This is a genomic window from Corallococcus silvisoli (assembly GCF_009909145.1).
GTDB lineage: Bacteria > Myxococcota > Myxococcia > Myxococcales > Myxococcaceae > Corallococcus > Corallococcus silvisoli.
Window position 1 is genome coordinate 359,815 of sequence record NZ_JAAAPJ010000009.1, and the last position, 21,757, is coordinate 381,571.

18 protein-coding genes are annotated in these 21,757 nt (G+C 71.6%); 13 read left to right on the plus strand and 5 right to left on the minus strand.

What is annotated here, in order from left to right; genetic code table 11:
• Positions 1-12 precede the first annotated feature (12 nt).
• Positions 13-609, minus strand: a complete 597-nt coding sequence (locus GTY96_RS20155; RefSeq protein WP_143904388.1) for a GbsR/MarR family transcriptional regulator — start codon at positions 607-609, stop codon at positions 13-15.
• Entirely contained in the window at positions 606-1,604 is a 999-nt protein-coding gene (locus GTY96_RS20160) for a polyprenyl synthetase family protein (protein WP_143904386.1), read from the minus strand. Before GTY96_RS20160 ends, GTY96_RS20155 begins: the two co-directional genes overlap by 4 nt.
• Before the next feature lie 217 nt (positions 1,605-1,821).
• Here GTY96_RS20160 and GTY96_RS20165 point away from each other — a divergent pair, with 217 nt between their 5' ends.
• Entirely contained in the window at positions 1,822-3,315 is a 1,494-nt protein-coding gene (locus GTY96_RS20165) for an MFS transporter (protein ID WP_143904384.1), read from the plus strand.
• Between the two features lie 42 nt (positions 3,316-3,357).
• On the opposite strand, the gene GTY96_RS20170 is transcribed toward GTY96_RS20165, so the two are convergent.
• The 3 genes from GTY96_RS20170 to GTY96_RS20180 form a co-directional block, all read right to left on the minus strand.
• Positions 3,358-4,890, minus strand: a complete 1,533-nt coding sequence (locus GTY96_RS20170; RefSeq protein ID WP_143904382.1) for a methyl-accepting chemotaxis protein — start codon at positions 4,888-4,890, stop codon at positions 3,358-3,360.
• 187 nt (positions 4,891-5,077) lie between these two features.
• Positions 5,078-6,262, minus strand: a complete 1,185-nt coding sequence (locus GTY96_RS20175; RefSeq protein WP_143904380.1) for an alpha/beta fold hydrolase — start codon at positions 6,260-6,262, stop codon at positions 5,078-5,080.
• A gap of 201 nt (positions 6,263-6,463) precedes the next feature.
• Positions 6,464-7,720 (minus strand): hybrid sensor histidine kinase/response regulator, encoded by a 1,257-nt coding sequence (locus tag GTY96_RS20180; protein WP_201756222.1) that lies wholly within the window; start codon positions 7,718-7,720, stop codon positions 6,464-6,466.
• A gap of 282 nt (positions 7,721-8,002) precedes the next feature.
• On the opposite strand from GTY96_RS20180, the gene GTY96_RS20185 reads away from it, so the two are divergent.
• The 12 genes from GTY96_RS20185 (at position 8,003) to GTY96_RS20240 (ending at position 21,723) form a co-directional block, all read left to right on the plus strand.
• Positions 8,003-9,040, plus strand: a complete 1,038-nt coding sequence (locus GTY96_RS20185) for an ornithine cyclodeaminase family protein (RefSeq protein ID WP_255442467.1) — start codon at positions 8,003-8,005, stop codon at positions 9,038-9,040.
• A 72-nt stretch (positions 9,041-9,112) separates the two neighbouring features.
• Positions 9,113-10,339 carry a tetratricopeptide repeat protein gene (locus GTY96_RS38290; protein WP_143904374.1) on the plus strand — a complete coding sequence of 409 codons (1,227 nt, stop codon included), beginning with the start codon at positions 9,113-9,115 and terminating at the stop codon, positions 10,337-10,339.
• Positions 10,336-11,463, plus strand: coding sequence for a HupE/UreJ family protein (locus tag GTY96_RS20195; protein WP_161665529.1), 1,128 nt, complete (start codon positions 10,336-10,338; stop codon positions 11,461-11,463). Before GTY96_RS38290 ends, GTY96_RS20195 begins: the two co-directional genes overlap by 4 nt.
• Before the next feature lie 151 nt (positions 11,464-11,614).
• A complete protein-coding gene (locus GTY96_RS20200; protein ID WP_143904370.1) occupies positions 11,615-13,135 on the plus strand; it encodes a DUF4331 domain-containing protein in 1,521 nt (506 codons plus the stop codon).
• 4 nt (positions 13,136-13,139) lie between these two features.
• Positions 13,140-13,424, plus strand: a complete 285-nt coding sequence (locus GTY96_RS20205; protein ID WP_143904368.1) for a hypothetical protein — start codon at positions 13,140-13,142, stop codon at positions 13,422-13,424.
• Between the two features lie 183 nt (positions 13,425-13,607).
• A complete protein-coding gene (locus GTY96_RS20210) occupies positions 13,608-14,441 on the plus strand; it encodes a peptidoglycan recognition protein family protein (protein ID WP_143904366.1) in 834 nt (277 codons plus the stop codon).
• Positions 14,442-14,514: 73 nt separating this feature from the next.
• Entirely contained in the window at positions 14,515-14,829 is a 315-nt protein-coding gene (locus tag GTY96_RS20215; RefSeq protein ID WP_143904364.1) for a hypothetical protein, read from the plus strand.
• A 105-nt stretch (positions 14,830-14,934) separates the two neighbouring features.
• Entirely contained in the window at positions 14,935-16,164 is a 1,230-nt protein-coding gene (locus GTY96_RS20220) for a TolC family protein (RefSeq protein WP_143904362.1), read from the plus strand.
• Positions 16,161-17,351, plus strand: a complete 1,191-nt coding sequence (locus GTY96_RS20225; protein ID WP_161665530.1) for an efflux RND transporter periplasmic adaptor subunit — start codon at positions 16,161-16,163, stop codon at positions 17,349-17,351. Before GTY96_RS20220 ends, GTY96_RS20225 begins: the two co-directional genes overlap by 4 nt.
• Positions 17,341-20,469, plus strand: a complete 3,129-nt coding sequence (locus GTY96_RS20230; protein WP_143904358.1) for an efflux RND transporter permease subunit — start codon at positions 17,341-17,343, stop codon at positions 20,467-20,469. The genes GTY96_RS20225 and GTY96_RS20230 overlap by 11 nt, the downstream gene beginning before the upstream one ends.
• On the plus strand, positions 20,466-21,011 hold the full coding sequence (locus tag GTY96_RS20235; RefSeq protein ID WP_161665531.1) for an RNA polymerase sigma factor: 546 nt from the start codon (positions 20,466-20,468) through the stop codon (positions 21,009-21,011). Before GTY96_RS20230 ends, GTY96_RS20235 begins: the two co-directional genes overlap by 4 nt.
• Positions 21,012-21,075: 64 nt before the next feature.
• On the plus strand, positions 21,076-21,723 hold the full coding sequence (locus tag GTY96_RS20240) for a methyltransferase family protein (protein ID WP_143904354.1): 648 nt from the start codon (positions 21,076-21,078) through the stop codon (positions 21,721-21,723).
• Positions 21,724-21,757 lie beyond the last annotated feature (34 nt).

Below are 21,757 nucleotides of genomic sequence, written 5' to 3' on the forward strand. Positions count from 1 at the left end.
TCCTGCTGCCGCCTACCGCTCGCCCTTGCGCGCGAGGGCGCCGTCGCGGAACGCGCCCAGCACCCCGCCCACGTCCAACCGGGACGTCTTGATGAACAGGCGCAGCGCGCGCTCCACGTGCTCGGCCAGCGTGGCCATGCGCTCCAGCCGCCGCAGCCGCTCCGCCTGCACGCCGCCCGTGCCCTCCGCCAGCCGGCGCGCCTCCGACAGGTCCGCCCGGATGCGGGTGACGAAGGCCGCTTCGCGCTCCTCCACCACGTGCGTCACCATCCGCACCAGGTCCGTCTCCGCCTCGTAGCGCCACACGGTGTCCTGCGGCACGCGCACCCGCTGGATGGCGCGCCAGTGCTCCAGGTCGCGCAGCAGCATGGAGACGCCGCCCTTGGACAGCTCCAGCTCGCGTTCGATCTCGCCCGCGGTCAGGGGTTCACCGCGCAGGTAGAGCAGGCCCCACACCCGCCCCTGGTTGCGCTTGAAGCCCCAGAATTCAATGACGTTGCCCACCGCTTCCACCGCGATGGCTTCCCAGGCCGCGAGCCGGTTGTTGACCTGCGGCACCAGGGTCTTCTGGCTCCCGGGATCCCCCCCCGTCCACAGGTAGCCCTTCATGCAGCGCGTCCCTTCACCTGCTGCGCGATTCCCTCCGCGAGCCGGTGCGCCCAGCTCATCAGCTCCGCGCCCGCGGCGTCGTTCGCGAAGGGCCCCAGCTTGTCCAGCGCCGCTTCAATCTCGATGTTCATCTTGTCCATGGACGCCTCCACCGCGCCGGTGGCCTCGATGGCGGCGCCAATCTCACGCGTGCGCTCCGGGGTGATGACGGAGAACGCCCACGCGTCCTTGAGCTTGCGGCGCAGGGACTCATCCCGCGACACCGCCAGCAGGATGGGCAGCGACGGCGTGCGCGAGTGCACGTCCGCGTACCGGGGCTTGCCCTCGTCCGTGCCCAGGATGTCGCGGATGTCGTCGGCGATCTGGAACGCCACGCCCAGGTGGCGGCCGAACGCGTCGAAGCGCGCCATCGCCTCCGGCTGGTTCGCCAGCGTCGCCGCGGCCTTGCCGCACCAGCCGAACAGCGACCCCGTCTTGCCCTCGGCGATGTAGCGCAGCCGCGTGAGCGGCAGGTTCATGTCGCCCCGCGCCTCCACCTCCGCGATGGCCGCGCGGGTCATCTCCGTGACGATGGCCAGCCCGCTCTGCACCAGGCGCGCGTCCAGCATGGACAGCCGCGAGAGCGCCGTGGACAGGATGAGGTCGCCGCTCATCACCGCGACGATGTTGCCCCAGCGCGCGTTCACCGTCGGGCGGCCGCGGCGGAACATGCCCGCGTCCACCACGTCGTCGTGCAGGAGGCTGGCCGAGTGGATCATCTCCGCCGCCACGCCCACGTCCACCAACGGCGCCGCGGACACGCCCACCACGCTGCCGAACAGCCGGACGAGCATGGGTCGCGCCCGCTTGCCCCCGGTGCCCAGGCACAGGTGGCGGGCCGCGTCCATCAGCGTGTCCCCCTTGACGTCCGGTCCGACGTCGCCGTCCGCGAGCAGGTCGGTCAGACGCTGCTCCACCTGCCCCAGAAACTCCGTCAGCTCGTGAGCGACATCCATGTGCGCGGTCTCCTTCCGGGTCGTTCATATAGTTCAAGACCGCGTGAACTGCACCTGAATCCCTCCTGCTCCCCAAGCGGGCGGGCCGGGGGCTGAAAGCCGGAAACAGGGCCGGCTGGTGCCCGGCCGGGCCTGGGGGCCACCCGGGGGGGCGGATTGAGAGGGACGGGGAGGCCATGCGACATCCCTGGGGCCTTCCCTGCCGCAAGGGCCTTGAGTGTCCCCCGCCGCCTTCCGCCGCCGCATCGTCCAGGGCTTCGCGTCCCTCGCCACGGGCGTTCCCCTCTTCCGCCCCGGCGCCTCGCTGCCCGGCGCCTCGGCGCCGCTCCTGGGGGCGCCCCCCCCGCCGGATGGACGGCGGGGCCCGCCGGTCCACCGGCGCCTCCGCGCGTCGCTGCACATGTCCATCGTGGAGGGGATGTTCGCGGAGGTGTTCACCGCGTGCGCGGGCGCCACGGTCCTCACGGCGTGGGCCATCGCGCTGAAGCTGGGGCCGTTCCTGGTGGGGGTGATGACGGCGCTGCCCTTCTTCGCCCAGTTCGTGCAGTTCCCCGCCGCGTGGCTCACCCTGTGCTTCGGCCACCGGCGGGTGGCGCTCAGCGCGGTGTGCCTGTCCCGGCTCGTGATGCTGCCGCTGGCGGTGCTGCCGTGGCTGAAGCTGTCCCTCACGGGGCAGCAGCACCTGCTGCTCGCCGTGGCGGGGGCGTCCGCGCTGCTGGCCGTGGTGGGCAACAACGCCTGGGTGGCGTGGATGGGGGAGCTGGTGCCACGCGCCGTGCGGGGCCGCTTCTTCGGCAAGCGCACCGCGCTCACCACCGTGATGGGCACCGGCGCTTCGCTCGCCGCGGGCCTGCTCCTGGACCGGCTGAAGGTCCTGGACGGCGTGGGCGTGGCCCTGCCGCTCCTGGCCCTGGGCGCCTGCATCATGGGCGTCGTCACCACGCTGATGATGGCCGCGCAGCATGATCCCGCGCCGGTGGACAGCGCCCCCAGGCTGGAGCTCAAGGCGGCGCTCCTGCCCTGGAAGGACGACGGCGCGCGACGGGTGCTGGTGTACCAGCTGGCGTGGAACGCGGCGGTGGGCGTGTCCGCGCCGTTCTTCGCGCTGCACAGCCTGCAGAACCTCAAGATGACCTTCGTCATCATGGCGCTGCACGCGGCGGCGGTGGCGGGGGTGCGCGTCCTCACCGCGTCCATGTGGGGCCGCGCCATTGATCGCATGGGCGCACAGCCGGTGCTGCTGGGCTGCTCGCTGGGCATCAGCGTCATCCCCATGCTGTGGCTCCTGCCGACGGCGGGGACGCTGTGGCCGTTGCTGTTCGACGTGCTCCTGGCGGGCTCGCTGTGGAGCGGCCACGGCCTGGCCATCTTCGCGCTGCCCCTCTCGGTGGCGCCGCGCCGGGGCCGGCCCTTCTACCTGGCGGCGTTCGCCACCGCGGGCGGGCTGGCCTACGCGGCGGCGGCGGCCGTGGGCGGCGCGCTGGCGGCGTGCATCCCTCAGCAGTTCATGCTGGGGGGCCGCCTGTGGGCGAACCTCCACGTCCTCTTCGTCGTGTCGTCGGTGGCCCGGCTGGGCGCGGCCTTCCTCGCGGCCCGGGTGAACGAACCCGGCGCCGCCACCGCGCGCACCGTGGGCCAGGTGCTGGAAAGGCTGCTGCCCCGGCTTCGCCCCAGGCTCGAAGCGGAGCGCGAACCCTCACCGCGCTCCTGAAGGCCCCAGGGGCGCCAGGGCTTCGTCCAGACGCCGGACGCCTTACAGCCGGTAGTCCCGCACCATCGCCGCCACGCGCTCGGAGAGGAGCTTGAGCGACACGGCGGACTCACTGGTGGTGGAGATGCGCTTCACCGTGTCCCCCATCACCGCGTTGAGCTCGTTCACGGCGGTGAAGATCTGCTCGATGCCCGTGGCCTGCTGGTTGACCGTCTGGGAGATCTGCCGGGCGGACACCACGCTGTCGCGCACGATGGAGGACAGCTGGCGCAGCGTGTCCCCGGACGTGCGCACCTGCGCCAGACCGGACTCCATGCGCTGCGTGCCCGCGGCGGTGATCTCCACCGTGGCGAAGATGGCGGTGCTGATGTCCGCCAGGATGCTGCGCACCTGGTTCGTCGCCCGGATGGACTGGTCCGCCAGCCCGCGAATCTCCCGGGCCACCACCGCGAAGCCCTTGCCGTGCTCACCGGAGCGCGCCGCCTCGATGGCCGCGTTCACCGCGAGCAGGTGGGACTGGTCCGCCAGGTCCTTCACCGTCTCGGTGATGCCGGAGATCTGCTCGGTGCGCTCGCCCAGCGCCATGATGCGCTCGGCGATCTGCTCCACCTGCGCGCGCAGATCCACCAGCCCTTCGATGCTGTCCGTGATGGCGGCCTCGCCCGTCTTGCCCAGCGCCTCCGCGCGCTCGGCCACGTCGATGACGGCCTCCGCGGCGCGCGACGCCACCACCGACGTCTGGCGGATCTCCTGCGCCGTCACCTGCGTCTCCTGCAGCGCGGCGGCGTGGCGCGACACCATCTCGTTCTGCCGGCCCGCGGAGTCGTTCAGGTGGTCCACCGAGCCCCGGAGCAGATCCGAGGAGCCCTGCAGCTGCTGGAGCAGGTCCTTCACCTTCGTCACCATCAGGGAGAAGGCGCTCGCCAGCTGCCCCACCTCGTCCGTGGAGTCCACGCGGACCGTCTCACGCAGGTCGCCGTGCTCCGCGATGCGCTGGGCCGCCTCGGTGAGCTTCACCAGCGGCGCCGCCACCCGGCGCGCCAGCACCATCCCCACCACCACGAAGAGCGCGAGCGCCAGCAGCAGCACCACGCTCACCCCGGTGGTGATGGTCTGCACCTGCTCGCGAGACGCCGTGCGGTTGAAGCCCACGTGCACGCTGCCCGCCCCGTTCGCGAAGCGCGAACTCAAGTCCAGCAGCTCCGCGTCCCGCACGTAGAACGTCGCCTCGCCCTGCGCGCGGCCCAGGCGATCCCTCAGCTCCCGCATCGCGGGGCCGTACTCGCCGGAGATGGCGCGAAGCTGCCCCATGCCGTCGAAGACCGCCAGGTAGGCGACGTGGTGGTGACGGACCACCTGGTCCAGCACCGCCTGGAGCGACTCCGTCTGCCCTCCCGGCATCGCCGCGGGCAGCGTGGCCGCCAGCGCCACGGGCAGCGCGCCGCCCACGTCACGCCCCTGCGCCTCGAAGGCGGAGGTGACGCGCGGGATGAGATAGCCGAAGAAGAGGGCCGTGAAGAACAGCGCCACCAGCAGCGGCGCCAACGTGAGCTTCTGTGACAGGGAGAGTCGCATCCGGGAGCGGCGCCAATTCCAGAGGAAGTCTGGGAAACGTAGCCCCCCTGGACCATCCAGTGAGGTGCCACATTGTGGACACTCCGGAGGAGCCCGCGCAATGGCTCCGCGCATCCCCCCGTGTGAAAGTCAGACACCGCGCCCTGGGTAATCCCGACCCCGGGGCGCGGGCGCCATTGCTTCTGCTTCAGCCCGCCTGCCGCTTGGCGGGAGCGCTCTCGTCCCACTTCTCCATCAGCACGTTGGATGGGAGCGTTTCGTCCAGCAGCTTGTGCGCGGCCTCCGCGCCGGTGACGGGCAGCCCCTTGCGCTCCAGCAGGCCCAGCTGCACGAGCACGGACGCCTGATCCCAATAGATGTGCTCGTGGTAGAGCTTGTCGCCGCGGAAGTTCACCACCGCGACGAAGGCCGCCTCCACGTACTTGCCGGTGGGCGGGATGCCCGGGAGCATCCAGTCCATCTCGATGTCGTGGGTGAAGCTGAAGATGAACTCATCCACGACGCGGTCCGCGCCCACCGTGCGGGACAGGAGCGTCATCTTCGTGTCCTTGGGATTGGCGTGCACGAAGTGGTTCTCATAGAAGCGGTGCAGGTACTCCGCGCCCACGCCGCCCGTCATCACCGGGACGCTGTTGACGTATGGATGGGCGACCATGGTCTTCATGGTCGCGTCGGCGTCCCGGATGGCGAACTCCAGCTCCGTGTGCCGGTCCCAGAGCGCCGCCAGGTCGTAGCGCGGCCCCATCACCCGCTTGAGCAGCGCGAGGGTGCGCGTGTGCGCCGTCATCTGCGAGGGCCGGTGGTAGGCCGGCGAACCCTCGCGGAAGAACCCATGGCGGACGCCCGGATACATGTACAGCTCCACATCCGCGTGGAGGTGCTGCTTCACGCGCGCCACCGCGGACGGGGGCACGAAGCCATCCCACTCCGCGAAGTTGAGCGCGATGGGCGCCGCGTCCTCCCCGGCCTGCGCCAGCACGTCCTCCATCCCCGGCGCGCAGTAGGCCACCGCGCAATCGACGTGACCGTGCGCCGCCAGCTGCGCGGCCAGCGTGCCGCCCAGACCGAAGCCCAGCGCCCCCACCTGCTTGTGCCCCTTGAGCCCGACCACCTCCGGAAGCGCCCGCGCCCAGGCCACCACCGGCTTCAGGTCCACCTCCTCCGGCTCCCCCCGCGACGCGAGGTCCGGCACCACCACCACGTAGCCCTCCTCACTGAAGCGCTCGGCCATCAGCTTCAGGTGAGCGTTGCCCTCGAAGGCTTCCACCATCAACAGCAGCAGGCCTGGACCACTGCCTGACGCTGGACGGCGGATCCACGCCCTCATCGGGTCGCTCCCATCCACGGGAATCCACGTCGAGCTGTCGTTCATTGTCGCGCACCCTCCCCATAGCGGACACTATTTGAGTCCGGACGGATCGCCTCCCGGACGTCTGGCATTGTAGCAAATCGTCCACACGTATGCCTCATCTAATGAGACGTTTTGATACAGGTGGATAGTTGTATGGCTTTAACTGAAGGAATCAGCCAGCACTGCAACGATTTGCCTACATGACGCGACAGCCCTCTTGTTTCAGGCCGTCAGGGGCGCGGTGGCGCGCGAGCGCACCTCTCCCAGCGCCTGACGCGGCAGGCAAAGGAAGAAGCAGGTGCCCGTCTCTGGGGTGGACTCCACCCGGAGGGTCCCTCCGTGGGCCGTCACGATGCTGTGCGCGATGTAGAGGCCCAGGCCCAGGCTCTCGCGGCGGCCCGGGCCGTCCCCGTGGCGGAAGGGCTGGAAGAGCGCGGGCAGCAGCCGCGCGGGGATGGGGGCCCCGGCGTTGTGGATCTCCACATGGACGGTGTCCACGCCCTGCTCGGAGGTGCGCAGGCGCACGGGCGTGTCCCCGGGGCTGTACTTGAGCGCGTTGTCCAGGAGGTTGGCCAGCACCTGCGCCAGCCGGTCCAGGTCCCACACGCCCGGGAGGCTGTCGTGGGCGAACTCGCAGAGGATGGAGCGCTCCGGGCGCGCCGCGCGCAGCTCGTCCGTCACCTTGCGGCACAGCTCGTTGAGGTCGCCCGCGCCCGGCACCACCGGGATGCCTCCGCCCAGGCGGGCGCGGGTGAAGTCCAGCAGCTGATCCACGATGCGGTGGATGCGCTCGCCGCCCCTCGCCACGCGCTCGAACGCCTTGCGCTGTCCGTCCGGCAGCGACTCGCGCGACAGCTGGGTGGTCGCCGTGGTGAGGATGGCCGCCAGCGGGGTGCGGATGTCGTGCCCCACGATTCCCACCAGCTGCTGCTCCAGCTCCGCGGCGCGCATGAGCTCCTCCTCCATGCGGTGGCGCTCCGCCAGCTCCAGCGCCTGGGCCCGCAGCTTCTCACCGCGCAGGTACAGCTCCACGAACACCGACACCTTGGCGCGCAGGATGTCCGGGTCCACGGGCTTGAGCAGGTAGTCCACCGCGCCGGATTCGTAGCCCCGGGTGACGTAGGCCGCCTCGCGGCTGAGCGCGGTGATGAAGAGGATGGGCAGGTGCCTCGTGCGCTCGCGCGCGCGCACCAGCCGCGCCGTCTCCAGTCCGTCCAGCCCTGGCATCTGCACATCCATCAGCACGCAGGCGTACTCGTCCAGCAGCAGCGCCTTGAGCGCTTCGTCCCCTGAGCGCGCCGACACCACCTGCTGGCCGAGCGGCTCCAGGATGGCCTCCAGGGCGAGCAGGTTCGCCGGCAGGTCATCCACCAGGAGGATGCGCGCTCGGGGCGCGTCCGGCGCGGCGGCGAGGCGGTGGTGGGAGGTCGCGTCGGAGATGGGCGTGAGCGCGGTCGTCTTGGGAGCGGAGGGCTGCAAGGCGGGAGTCACTCGGGCGTTGAGGTGGAGCGGCTCAAGGGGGGTGAGCCGGACTCCGAGGCTGCCCGGGCCCACCCGATGTCGAGCGCTGGCATGCAACACGGCCCCCGAGACACGTTGTTCCCTGCACCTGTATTCAAAAGACACAGCGTGACAGGAATTCAGGCTCAAAACGGGTCCGTTGCAATTCCTGTCAGGAGCGTAGACTCCGCGCGCATGACGCCCCCGGTTCCTCGCACGCTCCTCCTTGGTCCAGCCGAATTGCGCGCCCTCGTGGAGGGCGTGGGTCTGAACGTCTTGATGGATGAGCTCATCCAGGCGCTGACCCAGGCGCTCCGGGAGCTGGACGACTCCGTCCTCCAGGTGCCCCGGCGCGAGGGCTTCGCGTCGGCGAGCGAGTCGCGGCCGGTGGGGATGCTCGGCTGGATGCCCGCAGTGCGGCGCGGCGAGACGCTGACCTTGAAGGTGACAGGCTCCCTGCCCGCCAACCGGGTGGACGCGGGGCTGCCCACGGTCGTCGCGAGCCACAGCGTCTACGACGTGCGCACCGGCCACCTGCTGGCGGTGATGGACGGCGTGCTCGCCACGGCGCTGCGCACCGGGGCCGCGTCGGCGGTGGCCAGCCGCTGCCTTGCCTCGCCGGACAGCCGCGTGGTGGGGCTGGTGGGCTGCGGCGCGCAGGCCGTCTCGCAGTTGCACGCGCTCAGCCGCGTGTTCCGCCTGGAGCAGGTGTTGGTGCACGACGTGGATCCGGACGCGGCGCGCTCCTTCGTGCGGCGCGTGGCGTTCCTGGACCTGGACGTGCGTCCCACGCTGCTCCCGGACCTGGAGGCGCGCGCGGACATCCTCTGCACCGCGACCACCGTGGCGCCTGGCGCGGGGCCCGTCATCTCTGGCCACTCGCTCCAGGCGCACGCGCACGTGAACGCGGTGGGCGCGGATCAGCCGGGCAAGACGGAGCTGCCGCTGGCGCTCCTGCGCCGCAGCCTGGTGTGCCCGGACTTTCCCGCCCAGGCGCGCCTGGAGGGCGAGTGCCAGCAACTCCACCCGGATCAGATTGGCCCGGACCTGGCCACCGTGGTGCAGCAGCCAGAGGAGTTCCTGGGCTGGCGCCAGCGCAACACGGTGTTCGACTCCACCGGCCACGCGCTGGAGGATCACGTGGTGACGCGCCTCCTGCTGGAGCACGCGCGGCGCATGCAGCTGGGCACCCTGGTGGCGCTGGAGGGGCTGGGCGGTGATCCGCTCGACCCCTACGGGTTGGTGCGCGGTGACGCGGGGGCCTGGATGGACACGCCCCGCCGCGCTACCGGCACCTGACGTTCACCGCGCGACACGCTGCCCCAACGGGTGACATCCAAGCGTGCAGGGCTTCCGTAAGGCTCTTCACGCATGCTTGCGCCATCCCCTTCGCCGCGCGGCGCTCCGCGCCTCGTGCGTCACCTGGCCCTGACGCTGTCGCTGGGCCTCGCGGGCTGTGGCCAGACGCCCGCGTCGGAGCGGGTGCCGTTCACCCCGGCATCCCGCGACACGGTGCTGGAGCACGTCCCGGCGACGGCGACGGATGCGAAGGCCCGCGAGCGCGCCGCGCTGCGCAGGGCGCTGGCCTCCCGCGCGGATCAACTGGACCTGGCGCTGCGGCTGGCGCGGCTGGACATCGAGGAGGGACGTGCCTCCGGGGACCCCCGCTACCTGGGCCGGGCGCAGGCGGCGCTCGCGCCGTGGTGGGACGCGGCCACTCCGCCCACGGGCGTGCGCCTGCTGCGCGCCACCATCCTCCAGGGCCGCCATGAGTTCCCCGCCGCCCTGGTCGATCTGGAGGCCCTGGTGCGCGAGGCCCCCGAGGATCCGCAGGCATGGCTCACGCGCGCGGTCGTCCTGGGCGTGCGAGGCGAACACTCGGAGGCCTTGAACAGCTGCGCGGCGCTGGCCCCGCTGGCGGGCCCGGTGGCCGGGGCGGTGTGCCAGGCGCAGGTGAAGAGCCTGGCGGGACGCTCCCGGGAGGCGTACGCGCTGCTGTCCGCCGCGCTGGCCCGGGGCGCCCATGGCGTGGGCGAACAGGCCTGGGCGCTGTCCACGCTGGCCGAGGCCGCCGCGCGCGCGGGGGACACCGAGCGCGCCACGAAGCTCTACGCCCGCGTGCTGGCGATGGACCCCGCAGACGCGTACACGCGCGCCGCCTACGCGGACCTGCTGCTGGACCTGGGCCGTCCGCGCGACGTCATCGCGCTCACGAAGGACCACGGCCAGGACGACAACCAGCTCTTGCGGCGAGTGCTCGCGGAGGTGGCCCTGGGCACGCCGGAAGCCCCCGCGCTCACCGCCGAGCTGGCTTCGCGCCACGCGGCCAGCCACCTGCGCGGTGACGCCCTGCATGCCCGCGAGGAGGCGCGCTTCGCCCTCCACGTCGAGAAGGACGCCGCGAAGGCGCTGAAGCTGGCCCAGGCGAACTGGGAGGTCCAACACGAGCCGTGGGACGCGCGCATCCTCCTGGAGGCCGCGCTCGCCCACCACTCGCCCGACGCCGCCCTCCCCGTCTTGAAGTTCCTGGAAGCCAGCGGCGCGGACGACCCCGGCCCGCTGGCGCTCGCGGAGCGCGTGCGAAAGGCCACCCCATGAAGGCCCTGTCCCTGGCGCTGCTCCTCCTCCCCGTCGTCGCGCTGGCCCACAAGCCGAGCGACAGCTACCTGCACCTGGACCGCGCAGGCGAGGGCTTCACCGGGCGCTGGGACGTGGCCCTGCGCGACCTGGAAGAAGTCTTGGTCCTGGACGCGGATGGCGACGGCGCCATCACCTGGGCCGAGCTGGGCGCGCGGCAGGCGGACGTCTCGGGCTACGCGCTCGCCCGGCTGAAGCTGTCCGCGGAGGGCGCCCCGTGCCCGCTGTCCCCCGCCGCCGCGCTGCGAGTGGTGCGTCACTCCGACGGAGCCTACGCCGTCATCGACTTCACCTCCGCGTGCCCGGTCGCGCCGCGCGCGCTGGACGTGGACTACTCGCTGCTCTTCGACCGCGACCCGCAGCACCGGGGCATCGTGCGGGTGGGCAGCGACGGCGCCGGCGAACCCCTGGTCCTCTCCGCCTCGCGCCACACCGCCCAGGTGTCCTTGGAAGGGCTGTCTCCCTGGAGGCGCTTCGGTCAGATGGTGCACTCCGGCATCGAACACATCTGGGCGGGCATCGATCACCTGCTCTTCCTCCTGGCGCTGCTGCTGCCGTCCGTCCTGCGGCGCGACCGTGCGACGGGGCGTTGGGTTCCAGTCGGAGACTTCGGCGCGGCGGTGAAGGACGTGGTGAAGGTGGTGTCTGCCTTTACGCTCGCGCATTCCCTGACGCTCAGCGCCGCGTCCCTGGGCTGGGTGTCGTTGCCATCACGACTGGTGGAGTCCGCCATCGCCGCCAGCGTCGTCGTCGCCGCGCTCAACAATGTCTTTCCGCTGATGGACCGCACCCGGTGGCTGGCGGCGTTCGCGCTGGGCTTGCTCCACGGCTTTGGCTTCGCGTCCGTGCTGGCGGACCTGGAGCTGCCCGCCGGTAGCCTCGCCGTCACACTGTTTGGATTCAACGTGGGCGTGGAGCTGGGGCAGCTCGCGTGCGTGGCCGTGTTCCTGCCGTTCGCATTCGTCCTGCGCGGGACACCTGTGTACCGCAGGGCATTGCTCGTGGGCGGCTCCGCGGTGATCGCCCTGGTGGCGTGCGCTTGGTTCGCGGAGCGCGCTTTCGGCGTCGCAATGTCTCTCACCTGACGGCGCGCGCCGCTGGGATAACGGATTCGTCCACTCTGGGAAATCCGCTCGAACTCCATCCCCGTAAATGCAGTGCGCGGTTGTATGTCCTGCGCCCGCACGACTCCGGGACGTCACTCCGCAGCTTCCACCAAAGCAGGAGGAGCCTCACATGAGAGCAAAGAAACTCGCGGCGGTTCTCACCATCGCGACGACGCTGGGTGCTACCGGGGCGATCGCGTCCAGCCACCGGGAAGCGCCCTTCATCACCCAGTCCCCCAAGGTCGACGGGACCGACCTCTACTTGTTCCGCAGCTACGAAGCGGGCCGCGCGGACTTCGTGACGATGATCGCCGACTACATGCCGTTCCAGGAGCGGTATGGCGGTCCGAACTTCTTCACGATGGATCCGGAGGCGCTGTACGAGATCCACATCGACAACACCGGTGACGCACAGGAGGACCTCACCTTCCAGTTCCGCTTCACCAACACGCTGGCCAACTCCGACAAGGGCGCGGCGCTGACCATCGGCACCGGCGCGGACGCGAAGTCGGTCCCCGTGCCGCTCTTCAACGTGGGTCCCATCACCACCGCGAACCAGGCCAACCTGAACGTGAAGGAGTCCTTCACGCTCAAGGTGATCCGCGGCAACCGCCGCACCGGCACCGCCAAGAACGTGACCAACGCGGCGGGCGGCTCGACCACCTTCCTCAAGCCCACCGACTACATCGGTACCAAGTCGTTGGGTGACCTGGCCGCGTACGAGGCCTACGTCAAGGAGCACATCTACACGGTGAACATCCCGGACTGCCCCACGCCGGGCAAGGTGTTCGTCGGCCAGCGCAAGGAGCCCTTCGCGGTCAACCTGGGGCCGATCTTCGACCTGGTGAACGCGCCCGCGGCCATCATCACCGACCCTGCCAAGCGAGACGCGGTCCCGAATCCGCTGGCGCATAACAACATCACCACCCTGGCCCTGGAAGTGCCCATCGCCTGCCTCAAGGGCACCAGCCAGGACATCATCGGCGCGTGGACCACCGCCAGCGTGCGTCAGGCGCGCGCCATCAACCCCACGCCCACGTTCGCGAATCCCGCGCGTGAGGGCGGCGCGTGGCAGCAGGTCAGCCGCCTGGGCATGCCGCTGGTGAATGAGCTCATCATCGGCCTGCCGGACAAGGACAAGTTCAACACCAGCCAGCCCAAGGACGACGCCCAGTTCGCGACCTATGTGACGAACCCCACGCTGCCCGCCCTGCTGGAGACCCTCTTCGGCACGAAGGCGCCCACCGTCTTCCCGCGCGCGGATCTGGTGGCGGCGTTCCTCACCGGCGTCACCGGCGTCAACGCCAACGGCTCCACGGCGGAGATGCAGCGCCTGAACATGGCGCTGCCGGCCACCCCCAAGGCGAACCAGAACAACCTGGGCGCCGCAGGCTGCTTCCTCAACGGCAAGCTGGACACCACCCTGGCCGGCTGCGACCCCGCGGGCTTCCCCAACGGCCGCCGCCCCGGCGACGACGTCGTGGACATCGAGCTGCGCGTGGCCATGGGCTACCTGCTGGCCAACGACACCCAGGCCCCGTCCCGCAACGTCGCGTTCACCGACGCCGTGCTCCAGGACGCGTCGCAGTTCGACGCCGTCTTCCCCTACCTGACGACCCCCAACGCGGGCGCCAACGGCAACGGGACGTGATGCCATGCGCCACCTGAGAGCAATGGCCTGCATCCTCGTCCTCGGCGCCGGCGTGGCCTACACCGGGTGCGGCGCCGACGACAACAAGCCAGATGGCAGCGACCTCCCGGACTCCGGCACCCCGGACGCCGGCCCGGACGCCGGCCCCACCGGCATCGAATTCACCACCTTCGTGCGGGACCTCATCGACACCCAGACCAACGACACCGCCGAGCCCGTGGCGCTCGACGACAAGACCTTCGTCGACACCGAGCCTCCGAACGCATTCCCGCCGGCCTTCTTCCAGTAGCCGAAGGCCGAAACGGGCAGCCCACCACCGGCTCCGGTGGCCCGCCCCGAGGTCCGGTGACAGCACCGGGCGTCGGGGCGGTTTCGTTTCAGAATCGGCTCCGAGTCGGCACACAACTTCGCTGACAATCCCGGCGATAATCGCGAAAGCAACGTCTTTCCAATCTTCCTGGGATTTTTCACCATGACCATCCGCGCTTCCTCCTCCCGCGTCACCTCCACCGCCACCGCGAGCGTGGCCGCCACGGCCACCGCCGTCACGGCGCCGCCGGCCGGGTTGGGGAAGGGGGATTCGGGGCCCAAGGTGAAGCAGCTCCAGCAGGGGCTGGTGAAGCTGGGATACCTGACGCAGGCGCAGATGAACTCGGGGCCGGGCACCTTCGGACCGGCGACCGAGGCGGCGGTGAAGAAGTTCCAGACCGCCCAGGGCGTGCAGGCCACGGGCTATTACGGGGACCAGACGGCGGCGGCGCTGAAGAAGGCGCTCACGAAGGTGTCCACGCCGACGACGCCCACCCAGCCCGGGAAGTTCACCAAGCCCGCGGTCATCAGCGCGCCGTCGCCCAACAGCGACTCGCGCAACGGCGCGGACATCGACACCATCGTCCTGCACCACACCGGCTCCAACAATGGCTCCGGCGACGTGGCCTGGCTGCGCAACCCGGACAGCCAGGTGTCCGCGCACTACGTGCTGGACCGCGACGGGAAGATCTATCAACTGGTGGGCGACACGAAGCGCGCCTGGCACGCGGGCAAGGCGGAGCTGCACGGCGTCCCCACGGACGTGAACGCGCGCTCCATCGGCATCGAGATCGTCAACGACGGCAGCGGCAAGACGGCCTTCACCGACGCCCAGTACAAGTCGCTGACCCAGCTCGTGGGCTACCTGAAGCAGGAGTACAAGGTTCCGGCGAACAACATTGTCGGACACAAGGACGTGGCCGTCCCCAAGGGCCGCAAGGACGACCCGGCCGCCAACTTCGACTGGAACCGGCTGCGCAAGGGCATTGGCGGCTGAGCAGCGCTCGCCGCGCCGCCTCCCCCGCGACCACGTGCACGGAACCACCGGAGCGTGCTAGAAGACCGCCCCGGTGCTCCGCTTCTGGCTCATCCTCTGTCTGCTGGTGCTCGCTCCGCTCGGGGGCGGGCTCGCGCATGCCCTCGGGCCAGTGGCGGCGGAGACGTGCCTGACGGGCTGTTCGGATGACGACGCCCGGGGCCAGTGCGCGCCCACCTGCGCGGACTGCGTCTGCTGCACCCACGTGCGGCCCCTGGCCGTCGCGGTGCCTCTCCCGGGGCTCGTGAGCGCTCCGCTCCGGGCCCCGCGCATCTCGCTCGAAACCCACGAGCCGTCGTCCGCTGACGCGGATGACATCCTGCACGTCCCGATAGCGCCTCTCGCGTAGGCCCGCGTCCGCAGTCCGTTCGCACGCGCCCCGCCACCGGTGTGCCCGGCTTTCCGCCCGGGCGCGCTGGCGTGCGTGGCCCGCCTTCCAAGAGGTCTTCCTTCCGTGCCCATCCGTTCAACGACGGCAGCCTTGGGGCTGGCCGTCGCCCTGCTCTGTCCGCGCCCTGGCGGCGCGGCTTCCTCCCGCATCACCCTTCAGGATGCCCTCACCCTGGCGCGACAGTCCGCGCCCGCGCTCGTGGAGGCTCGGGCTCGCGTCCGCGCCGCCCAGGGGCCGGTGGCGGGCGCCGCGCCGCTGCTTCGCAACAACCCCCAGCTCGACTTCCAGACCGGGCCACGACTGCTCTCCAACGGCGATCCCGGCTGGGACGTCGCGGTGGGGCTGTCGCAGCCCTTCGAGCTGGGGGGAAAGCAGGGCCTTCGCCGGGAGGCGGCGCGCGCCGGGCTCTCGATGGAGGAGGCCCGGCTGCGCGACGCCGAACGACTCCTGCTGGGAGACGTGGCCGGCGCCTACCTGCGCATGCTGCACGCCCGTGAGCGGCTGAAGCTGGTGAGCGCCGCCGCGGACGCGGCGTCCCGCACCGTCCAGGCCACGGAGCGACGCTTCGACGCCGGAGACGTGCCGGTGGTGGACGTCAACGTCGCGAAGGTGGCCTGGGCCCGGGCGCGCGCGGAGGCCCAGGTGGCCCAGGGTGAGCTCAACGCCCTGCTGGCGGAGCTGGGGGGACGGATGGGCTTCGTCCCCGGGGCGACGCGCGAGTTCGATGACGACCTGCGGGCCCTGGCCCTGGCCCCTCCGCGGGTGTCCCAGGCTCGACTGGAGGACCGCGCGGACCTCGCGGCCCTGGCGCAGGAGCAGGTCCAGGCGAAGGCCACCGCGACGCTGGGCAGGCGCCTGGTGCTGCCCGACGTCTCCGTGGGCGTGCGCTACCAGAAGGAGGCGGATGAGACGGTGGTGCTGGGGACGCTCAGCGTGCCCCTGCCCGTCTTCTCACGCGGCCAGGAGGCGCGCATCACGGGCGACGCGGACCTGAGCCGAGCCGAGAATGAACTCAAGGCCGCGCGCGTCCTCGCGGAGGCCCAGCAGCGCGCCGCGAGCGAACGCCACGGCGCGAGCCAGGATGCATTGAAGGCGCTGGAGGAGATCCTCCCGCTCCTGGACGACAACGCGTCCCTGGCCCAGCGCTCCTACGACGCCGGCGAGATGGACCTCGCCGCGTTCCTCCTCATCCGCCGCGACACCCTGGAGGCGCGGGCCGCGTGGCTCGACGGCCTCCTGCGCGCGGCCCTCTCCCGAGTGCAGCTCGAAGTGGAAACCGGAGTCCTGCCATGAAGCCCACCTTGCTGCTGCTCGCCACCCTGCTGAGCCTCACCGCCTGCAAGTCCTCCCAGGCGGAACACGCCGACGCGCGCGAGGACGGCCACGACAAGGCGGCCCCGGAGAAACCCCATGACGAATCCGGAGACGCGGTCCACGTGCACGTCTCCCAGGAAATGCTGCGGGACCTGCGCGTCACCACCGCGAAGGTGGAGGCCCGTCCCGGAGGGGAGAGCGTCACCGCGCTGGGGGAGCTGACCTTCAGCGAGGACGCCTACGCGGAGGTGTCCTCGCCGGTCTCCGCGCGCGTGGCCGCGGTCGCCGTCACCACCGGACAGGCGGTGAAGCAGGGCCAGCGGCTGGCGGAGCTCCAGAGTCCGGAGCTGGGGCGCGCCCGCGCGGATCTCCAGGCCACCCAGGCTCGCGCCACCGCAGCGCGACAGGCCGCGGAACGCAAGCGCACCCTGGCCGAGGAGCGCATCGTCGCGCGCAAGGACGTGCAGGCCGCGGACGCGGAGGCCGCCGCGGCGGAAGCGGAGGTCGCCGCCGCGAAGGCCGCCCTGGTGTCGCTGGGCGGCGGGAGCGCCGGAGGCGACGGCACGTCGGGCTTCGTGCTCAAGGCGCCCATCGACGGCACCGTCGTGGAGCGCGCGGCGCGGCTCGGGCAGATGGCGGATCCCTCGCAGCCGCTCTTCCGCATCGGAGACCTGTCGTCGCTGTGGCTCATCGTCCACGCCTTTGAACGGGACGCGGTGCGGCTGAAGCCGGGCACCGAGGCGCGCGTCACCTTCGCCGCGTACCCGGGCCAGGAGTTCGCGGCGAAGGTGGGCCACGTGGGGCAGCGAGTGGATCCCCGCAGCCGCACCATCCCCGTCCGGCTGGAGCTGGACAACGGCAAGGGGCTCCTGCGGCCGGGCATGTCCGCGACCGCGTCCGTGCCGCTGGGCGAGCCGGGCGCCACGCTCACCGCCGTGCCCGCGGCCGCGCTCCAGCGGATGGAGAACGGCTGGGTGGCCTTCCTGCCCACGCCGGAGGTGGGCGTCTTCGAACAGCGTGAGGTGGGCCGGGGCCGCAGCCTGGGAACACAGGTGGAGGTGCTGTCGGGGCTCGCCGTCGGCGAGCAGGTGGTCGTGGAGGGAGCGTTCCTGCTCAAGGCCGAGGTGGAGAAGTCCAAGGGCGGAGGTGATGAACATGGCCACTGAACCTCGCGCGACGCTCCCAGGGCGCATCCTGAGCGCCTCCTTCGCCCGGCCGGGACTCACCGTCCTCCTGGTCCTGGCGCTGGCGGCCTTCGGACTGGTGGCCCTCAAGAACCTGCGACAGGACGTGTTCCCGGACCTGTCCGCGCCCATCTTCAACGTCATCGTGCAGAACCCGGCCATGGGCGCCGAGGAGCTGGAGACGGCGGTGGCCATCCCCATGGAGGTGACGCTGGCGGGCCTGCCGCAGGTGCGCCGCATCCGCTCCACCTCGCAGCTGGGCGTGACCCAGGTGACGGTGGAGTTCGAACCGGACGCGGACTACTTCCGCAGCCGCCAGTACGTGGTGGAGCGCGTGGCGCAGGCGCAGGCGGAGCTGCCGCCCGGCACCGACGCGCCGCTCGTCTCCAGCCTCACGGGCCGGCTCAACGAAGTCTTCGAGTTCACGCTGGAGGCGGAGCCCGGCAGCGCGGACCTGATGGCGCTGCGCGACCTGGCGGAGTTCGACATCAAGAACCGGCTGCTCGCGGTGCCCGGCGTCGCGGGCGTGGAGCGGCTGGGCGGCTACCTGCGCCAGTTCCAGGTGCTGCTGGATCCGGATCAGCTGGTGGCGCGCGGCATCACCCTGGACGAGGTGCAGCACGGCCTGGAGGGCGCGAGCCTCAACGCGTCCGGAGGCTTCGTGGTGCAGGGGGCCATGGAGTGGACGGTGCGCGCGGTGGGCCGGGCGGAGACGGTGGAGGACCTGAACAACACCGTGGTCGCGCTGCGGGACGGCACGCCCGTGCTGCTGGGGGACGTGGCGGACGTGCGCGAGGCCCCCGCGCTGCGGCGGGGCCTGGCGCACCGGCTGAAGGGCGAGGTGGTGAGCTGCCGCGTGAGCAAGCAATTCGGCGCGGACACGGTGCGGGTGGCCGCGGGCGTGCGCGCGGCCATCGACGAGCTGCGCCGCTCGCTGCCGCCGGGGGTGGAGCTGCGCGTCGTCTACGATCAGTCGGAGCTCGTGGGCTCCGCGCTGGGAGGCGTGGGCCGCGCCATCCTGCTGGGCGCGTTCCTGGTGGTGGGCGTGCTCTTCCTGATGCTGGGGGACTGGCGCGCGGCGCTCATCGTCACGCTCACCCTGCCCCTGTCGCTGGCGCTGGCGGGGTTGCTGTTGAAGGCGGCGGGCGTCGGGTTGAACACGATGACGCTGGGAGGGCTGGCCATCGCGGTGGGCCTGCTGGTGGACGCGGCCATCATCGTCGTGGAGAACGTCATCCACGACCTGCGCGAGGGCCGGGGGCGCCGCTCGGTGCGCGACGAGGCGCTGGCCGCGGCGATGGAGGTGGGCAGGCCCATCGCCTTCGCCACGCTCATCGTGGTGGCGGTCTTCATCCCGCTGTTCGCGATGACGGGCATCGAGGGCCGCATGTATCAGCCGCTCGCCGCGGCGGTGGTGGCGTGTCTGGCCGCGTCGCTCGCCCTGGCGCTCACGCTGGTGCCGGTGGTGTCGGGGCTCCTGCTGCGCGCCCCCCGCGAGGATGCCCCCGAGGACGTGTGGCTCATCCGCAAGGTGAAGGCCGCCTACGCGCCGCTGCTGGAGAAGTGCATGCGCCACGCGGGGCTGGTGCGCGTGGTGGCGCTGGCCATCACCGTGCCCGCGCTGGGGCTGGCCTTCATGGTGGGCAGCGACTTCATGCCCCGCCTGGACGAGGGCGCGTTCCTCATCCAGACGGTGCTGCCGCCGGAGGCGTCCCTGGACGAGGTGGACCGGCTCAACCACCGCGTGGAGGACGTGCTGCGCGAGTTCCCGGAGGTGGACGACGTGGTGCGCCGCACCGGCCGCGCCGAGCGCACCGAGGACCCGATGCCCCACACGCTCTCCGACGTGCTGGTGGTCCTCAAGAAGGACGCGCCCGGGGACCGCGAGGCGCTGGAGAAGCGGATGCGCGAAGCGGTGGAGAAGGTGCCCGGCGTGTCGGCGCTCTTCACCACGCCGCTGGGCATGCGCATCGACGAGGGCCTGGGGGGCAGCCCCGCCGACCTGTCCGTGCGCATCTTCGGGCCGGACCTGGAGACGCTGGCACACCTCGCGGAGCAGGCGCGCGCCGTGATGGCCAAGGTGGACGGCGTGGAGGACCTGCGGGTGGAGAAGTTGAGCGGCCTCCCCCAGCTGCGCATCGCGGTGAACCGCGCCGCGGTGGCCAGGGTGGGCCTGACGCCCGGGGACGTCATCCGGGCCATCCGCGTGGGGCTCGTGGGCGAGGAGGCCGCGCAGATCTGGCGGGGCCAGCGCCGCTACGACCTGGTGCTGCGCCTGGCGGACCATCGCCGGGGCGACGTGAACGCCCTGCGCAACCTGCTGGTGGACGGCCACGACGGCACGCGCATCCCGTTGAGCCAGCTGGCCACGATTGAAGAGACCTCCGGCGCGGGGAGCGTGCGGCGCGAGGCGGGCAGCCGGCGCATCGCGGTGGAGGCCGGGGTGTCCGGGCGCGACCTGGGCAGCACGGCGGCGGAGGTGCGCGAGTCCCTGGCCCAGGGGCTGAAGCTGCCCACGGGCTACTTCGTGGACGTGGGCGGCAAGGTGGAGAGCCAGGAGCGCGCGGCGCAGTCGCTGACGGCGGCCATCGCCGTGGCGCTGCTGGCGGTGTTCATCCTGCTGTACCTCGCGCTGGGTTCGGTGGCGGAGGCGCTGGTCATCCTGGCCACGCTGCCAGACGCGTTCGTGGGCGGCATCCTCGCGCTGCTGCTCGCGGGCGAGACCTGGAACGTCTCCAGCCTGGTGGGCCTCATCGGCCTGTTCGGCATCGCGGTGCAGAACGGCCTGGTGCTCGTCGCGCAGACCAAGGACCTGATGGCCCGGGGCAAGCCCTTCGCGGAGGCCGTGCGTGAGGCGAGCCTCGGACGGGTGCGTCCCAAGCTGATGACGGCGGGCACGGCCATCCTCGGCCTCCTGCCGCTGCTGGTGCTGCCGCTTCACGGGACGGAGATTGAACGCCCCCTGGCGGTGGTGATGGTGGGCGGACTCGTCACCTCCACCCTGTTCACGCTGCTGGCGCTGCCCACGTTCTACGCCCTGGTGCACGGCTTCCAGGAGCGCCTCCAGGCCCGCCGGGCGGCGCGAAAGGCCAGCGCATGAGCCTGTCCTCCGAGGCGCTCGGCGCGCTGCTGCGCCACCACCACGCCTTCCTCGCGTTCCTCACGCCGCGCGTGGGGAGCCAGGAGGCGGCTCGCGAGGTCCTGCAAGCCGCCTTCGTGAAGGGCATGGAACAGGGAGGCACCCTGCGCGAGGACCAGAGCGCGGTGGCCTGGTTCTACCGGCTCCTGCGCAACGCCCTGGTGGACCGCCACCGCCAGGGCCAGCGCGAGTCCTCCGCGCTGGAGTCCCTGGCGCGGGAGCAGCCGCTGTCCACCGCGGAGGATCCAGGCCTGGAGGCCACGGTGTGCGGCTGCGTGGCGGGGCTCGCGGGCGCGCTCAAGCCGGAGTACGCGGAGGCCCTCCGGCGGGTGGACCTGGAGGGCCTCCCGGTGGCGGAGTACGCGAAGGAGGCCGGCATCTCCGCCAACAACGCGGCCGTGCGGCTGCACCGCGCGCGGCAGGCGCTGGGACGCCAGCTGGTGGCGCTGTGTGGCCATTGCTGCGCGCAGGGCTGCGTGGACTGCGCGTGCCCGCCCTCCTGAAAATGCGGGTGTAAGAGCGCGCGGGGCCGGGCGTCAGCCAGGGGGAACGCTTCTGGAGGTCCCCATGGATGTCGTCACCTTCACCCGGCCGGCCCTGCCCGCCGCCACCCTCGCCTTCCTGCTCTTCGCCATGGTGTTGCCCTCGGTGCGCCTGCGCAGGCGCACGGGCCGGCCCGCCCTGGTGCTCCACCGCTCGGGGCCGCCGCTCCAGCGCGTCATCGGCGTGGGCATGGCGCTGTTCATGCTGGCCACCGTGCTCTGGAGCGCGGCGCACCTGGCCCTCGGCGAGCAGGCGCTGGGGGTGTGGCGCGTTCCGGACGCGCTCCGCTGGAGCGGCTGGGCGTGGGTCGTCGTGGGGTTCGCCGTCACGGTGCGGGCCCAGGGGGAGATGGGCGCGTCGTGGCGCATCGGCATCGACTCGGAGCGCACGGAGCTGGTGACGGCCGGGCTCTTCGGCGTCGTGCGCAACCCCATCTTCAGCGGGATGCTCCTCGTCGTGACGGGCCTGGTGCTCGCGACGCCCAGCGCCTGGACCGTGATGGGCTGGCTCGACTACGTGCTGCTGGTGTCGCTCCAGGTGCGGCTGGAGGAGGACCACCTGCTGCGCCTGCACGGGAGCGCGTACCAGCGCTACGCGGCGCGGGTGGGCCGCTTCGTCCCGGGCGTGGGGCGCTTCCCGGCCATGGCCCCTGCTCCGCGCATCACAGTGTGATGTGGGGGGTCACACTCCATCGCGATCCGGGCGG

What these genes read in the sequence shown, in the direction of transcription:
- GTY96_RS20225 (WP_161665530.1), top strand. Translation starts at nt 16,161, where the DNA reads ATGAAGCCCACCTTGCTGCTGCTCGCCACCCTGCTGAGCCTCACCGCC.
- GTY96_RS20240 (WP_143904354.1), top strand. Translation starts at nt 21,076, where the DNA reads ATGGATGTCGTCACCTTCACCCGGCCGGCCCTGCCCGCCGCCACCCTC.
- GTY96_RS20170 (WP_143904382.1), bottom strand. Translation starts at nt 4,890, where the DNA reads ATGCGACTCTCCCTGTCACAGAAGCTCACGTTGGCGCCGCTGCTGGTG.
- GTY96_RS20235 (WP_161665531.1), top strand. Translation starts at nt 20,466, where the DNA reads ATGAGCCTGTCCTCCGAGGCGCTCGGCGCGCTGCTGCGCCACCACCAC.
- GTY96_RS20155 (WP_143904388.1), bottom strand. Translation starts at nt 609, where the DNA reads ATGAAGGGCTACCTGTGGACGGGGGGGGATCCCGGGAGCCAGAAGACC.
- GTY96_RS20195 (WP_161665529.1), top strand. Translation starts at nt 10,336, where the DNA reads ATGAAGGCCCTGTCCCTGGCGCTGCTCCTCCTCCCCGTCGTCGCGCTG.
- GTY96_RS20200 (WP_143904370.1), top strand. Translation starts at nt 11,615, where the DNA reads ATGAGAGCAAAGAAACTCGCGGCGGTTCTCACCATCGCGACGACGCTG.
- GTY96_RS20210 (WP_143904366.1), top strand. Translation starts at nt 13,608, where the DNA reads ATGACCATCCGCGCTTCCTCCTCCCGCGTCACCTCCACCGCCACCGCG.
- GTY96_RS38290 (WP_143904374.1), top strand. Translation starts at nt 9,113, where the DNA reads ATGCTTGCGCCATCCCCTTCGCCGCGCGGCGCTCCGCGCCTCGTGCGT.
- GTY96_RS20230 (WP_143904358.1), top strand. Translation starts at nt 17,341, where the DNA reads ATGGCCACTGAACCTCGCGCGACGCTCCCAGGGCGCATCCTGAGCGCC.
- GTY96_RS20160 (WP_143904386.1), bottom strand. Translation starts at nt 1,604, where the DNA reads ATGGATGTCGCTCACGAGCTGACGGAGTTTCTGGGGCAGGTGGAGCAG.
- GTY96_RS20175 (WP_143904380.1), bottom strand. Translation starts at nt 6,262, where the DNA reads ATGAACGACAGCTCGACGTGGATTCCCGTGGATGGGAGCGACCCGATG.
- GTY96_RS20205 (WP_143904368.1), top strand. Translation starts at nt 13,140, where the DNA reads ATGCGCCACCTGAGAGCAATGGCCTGCATCCTCGTCCTCGGCGCCGGC.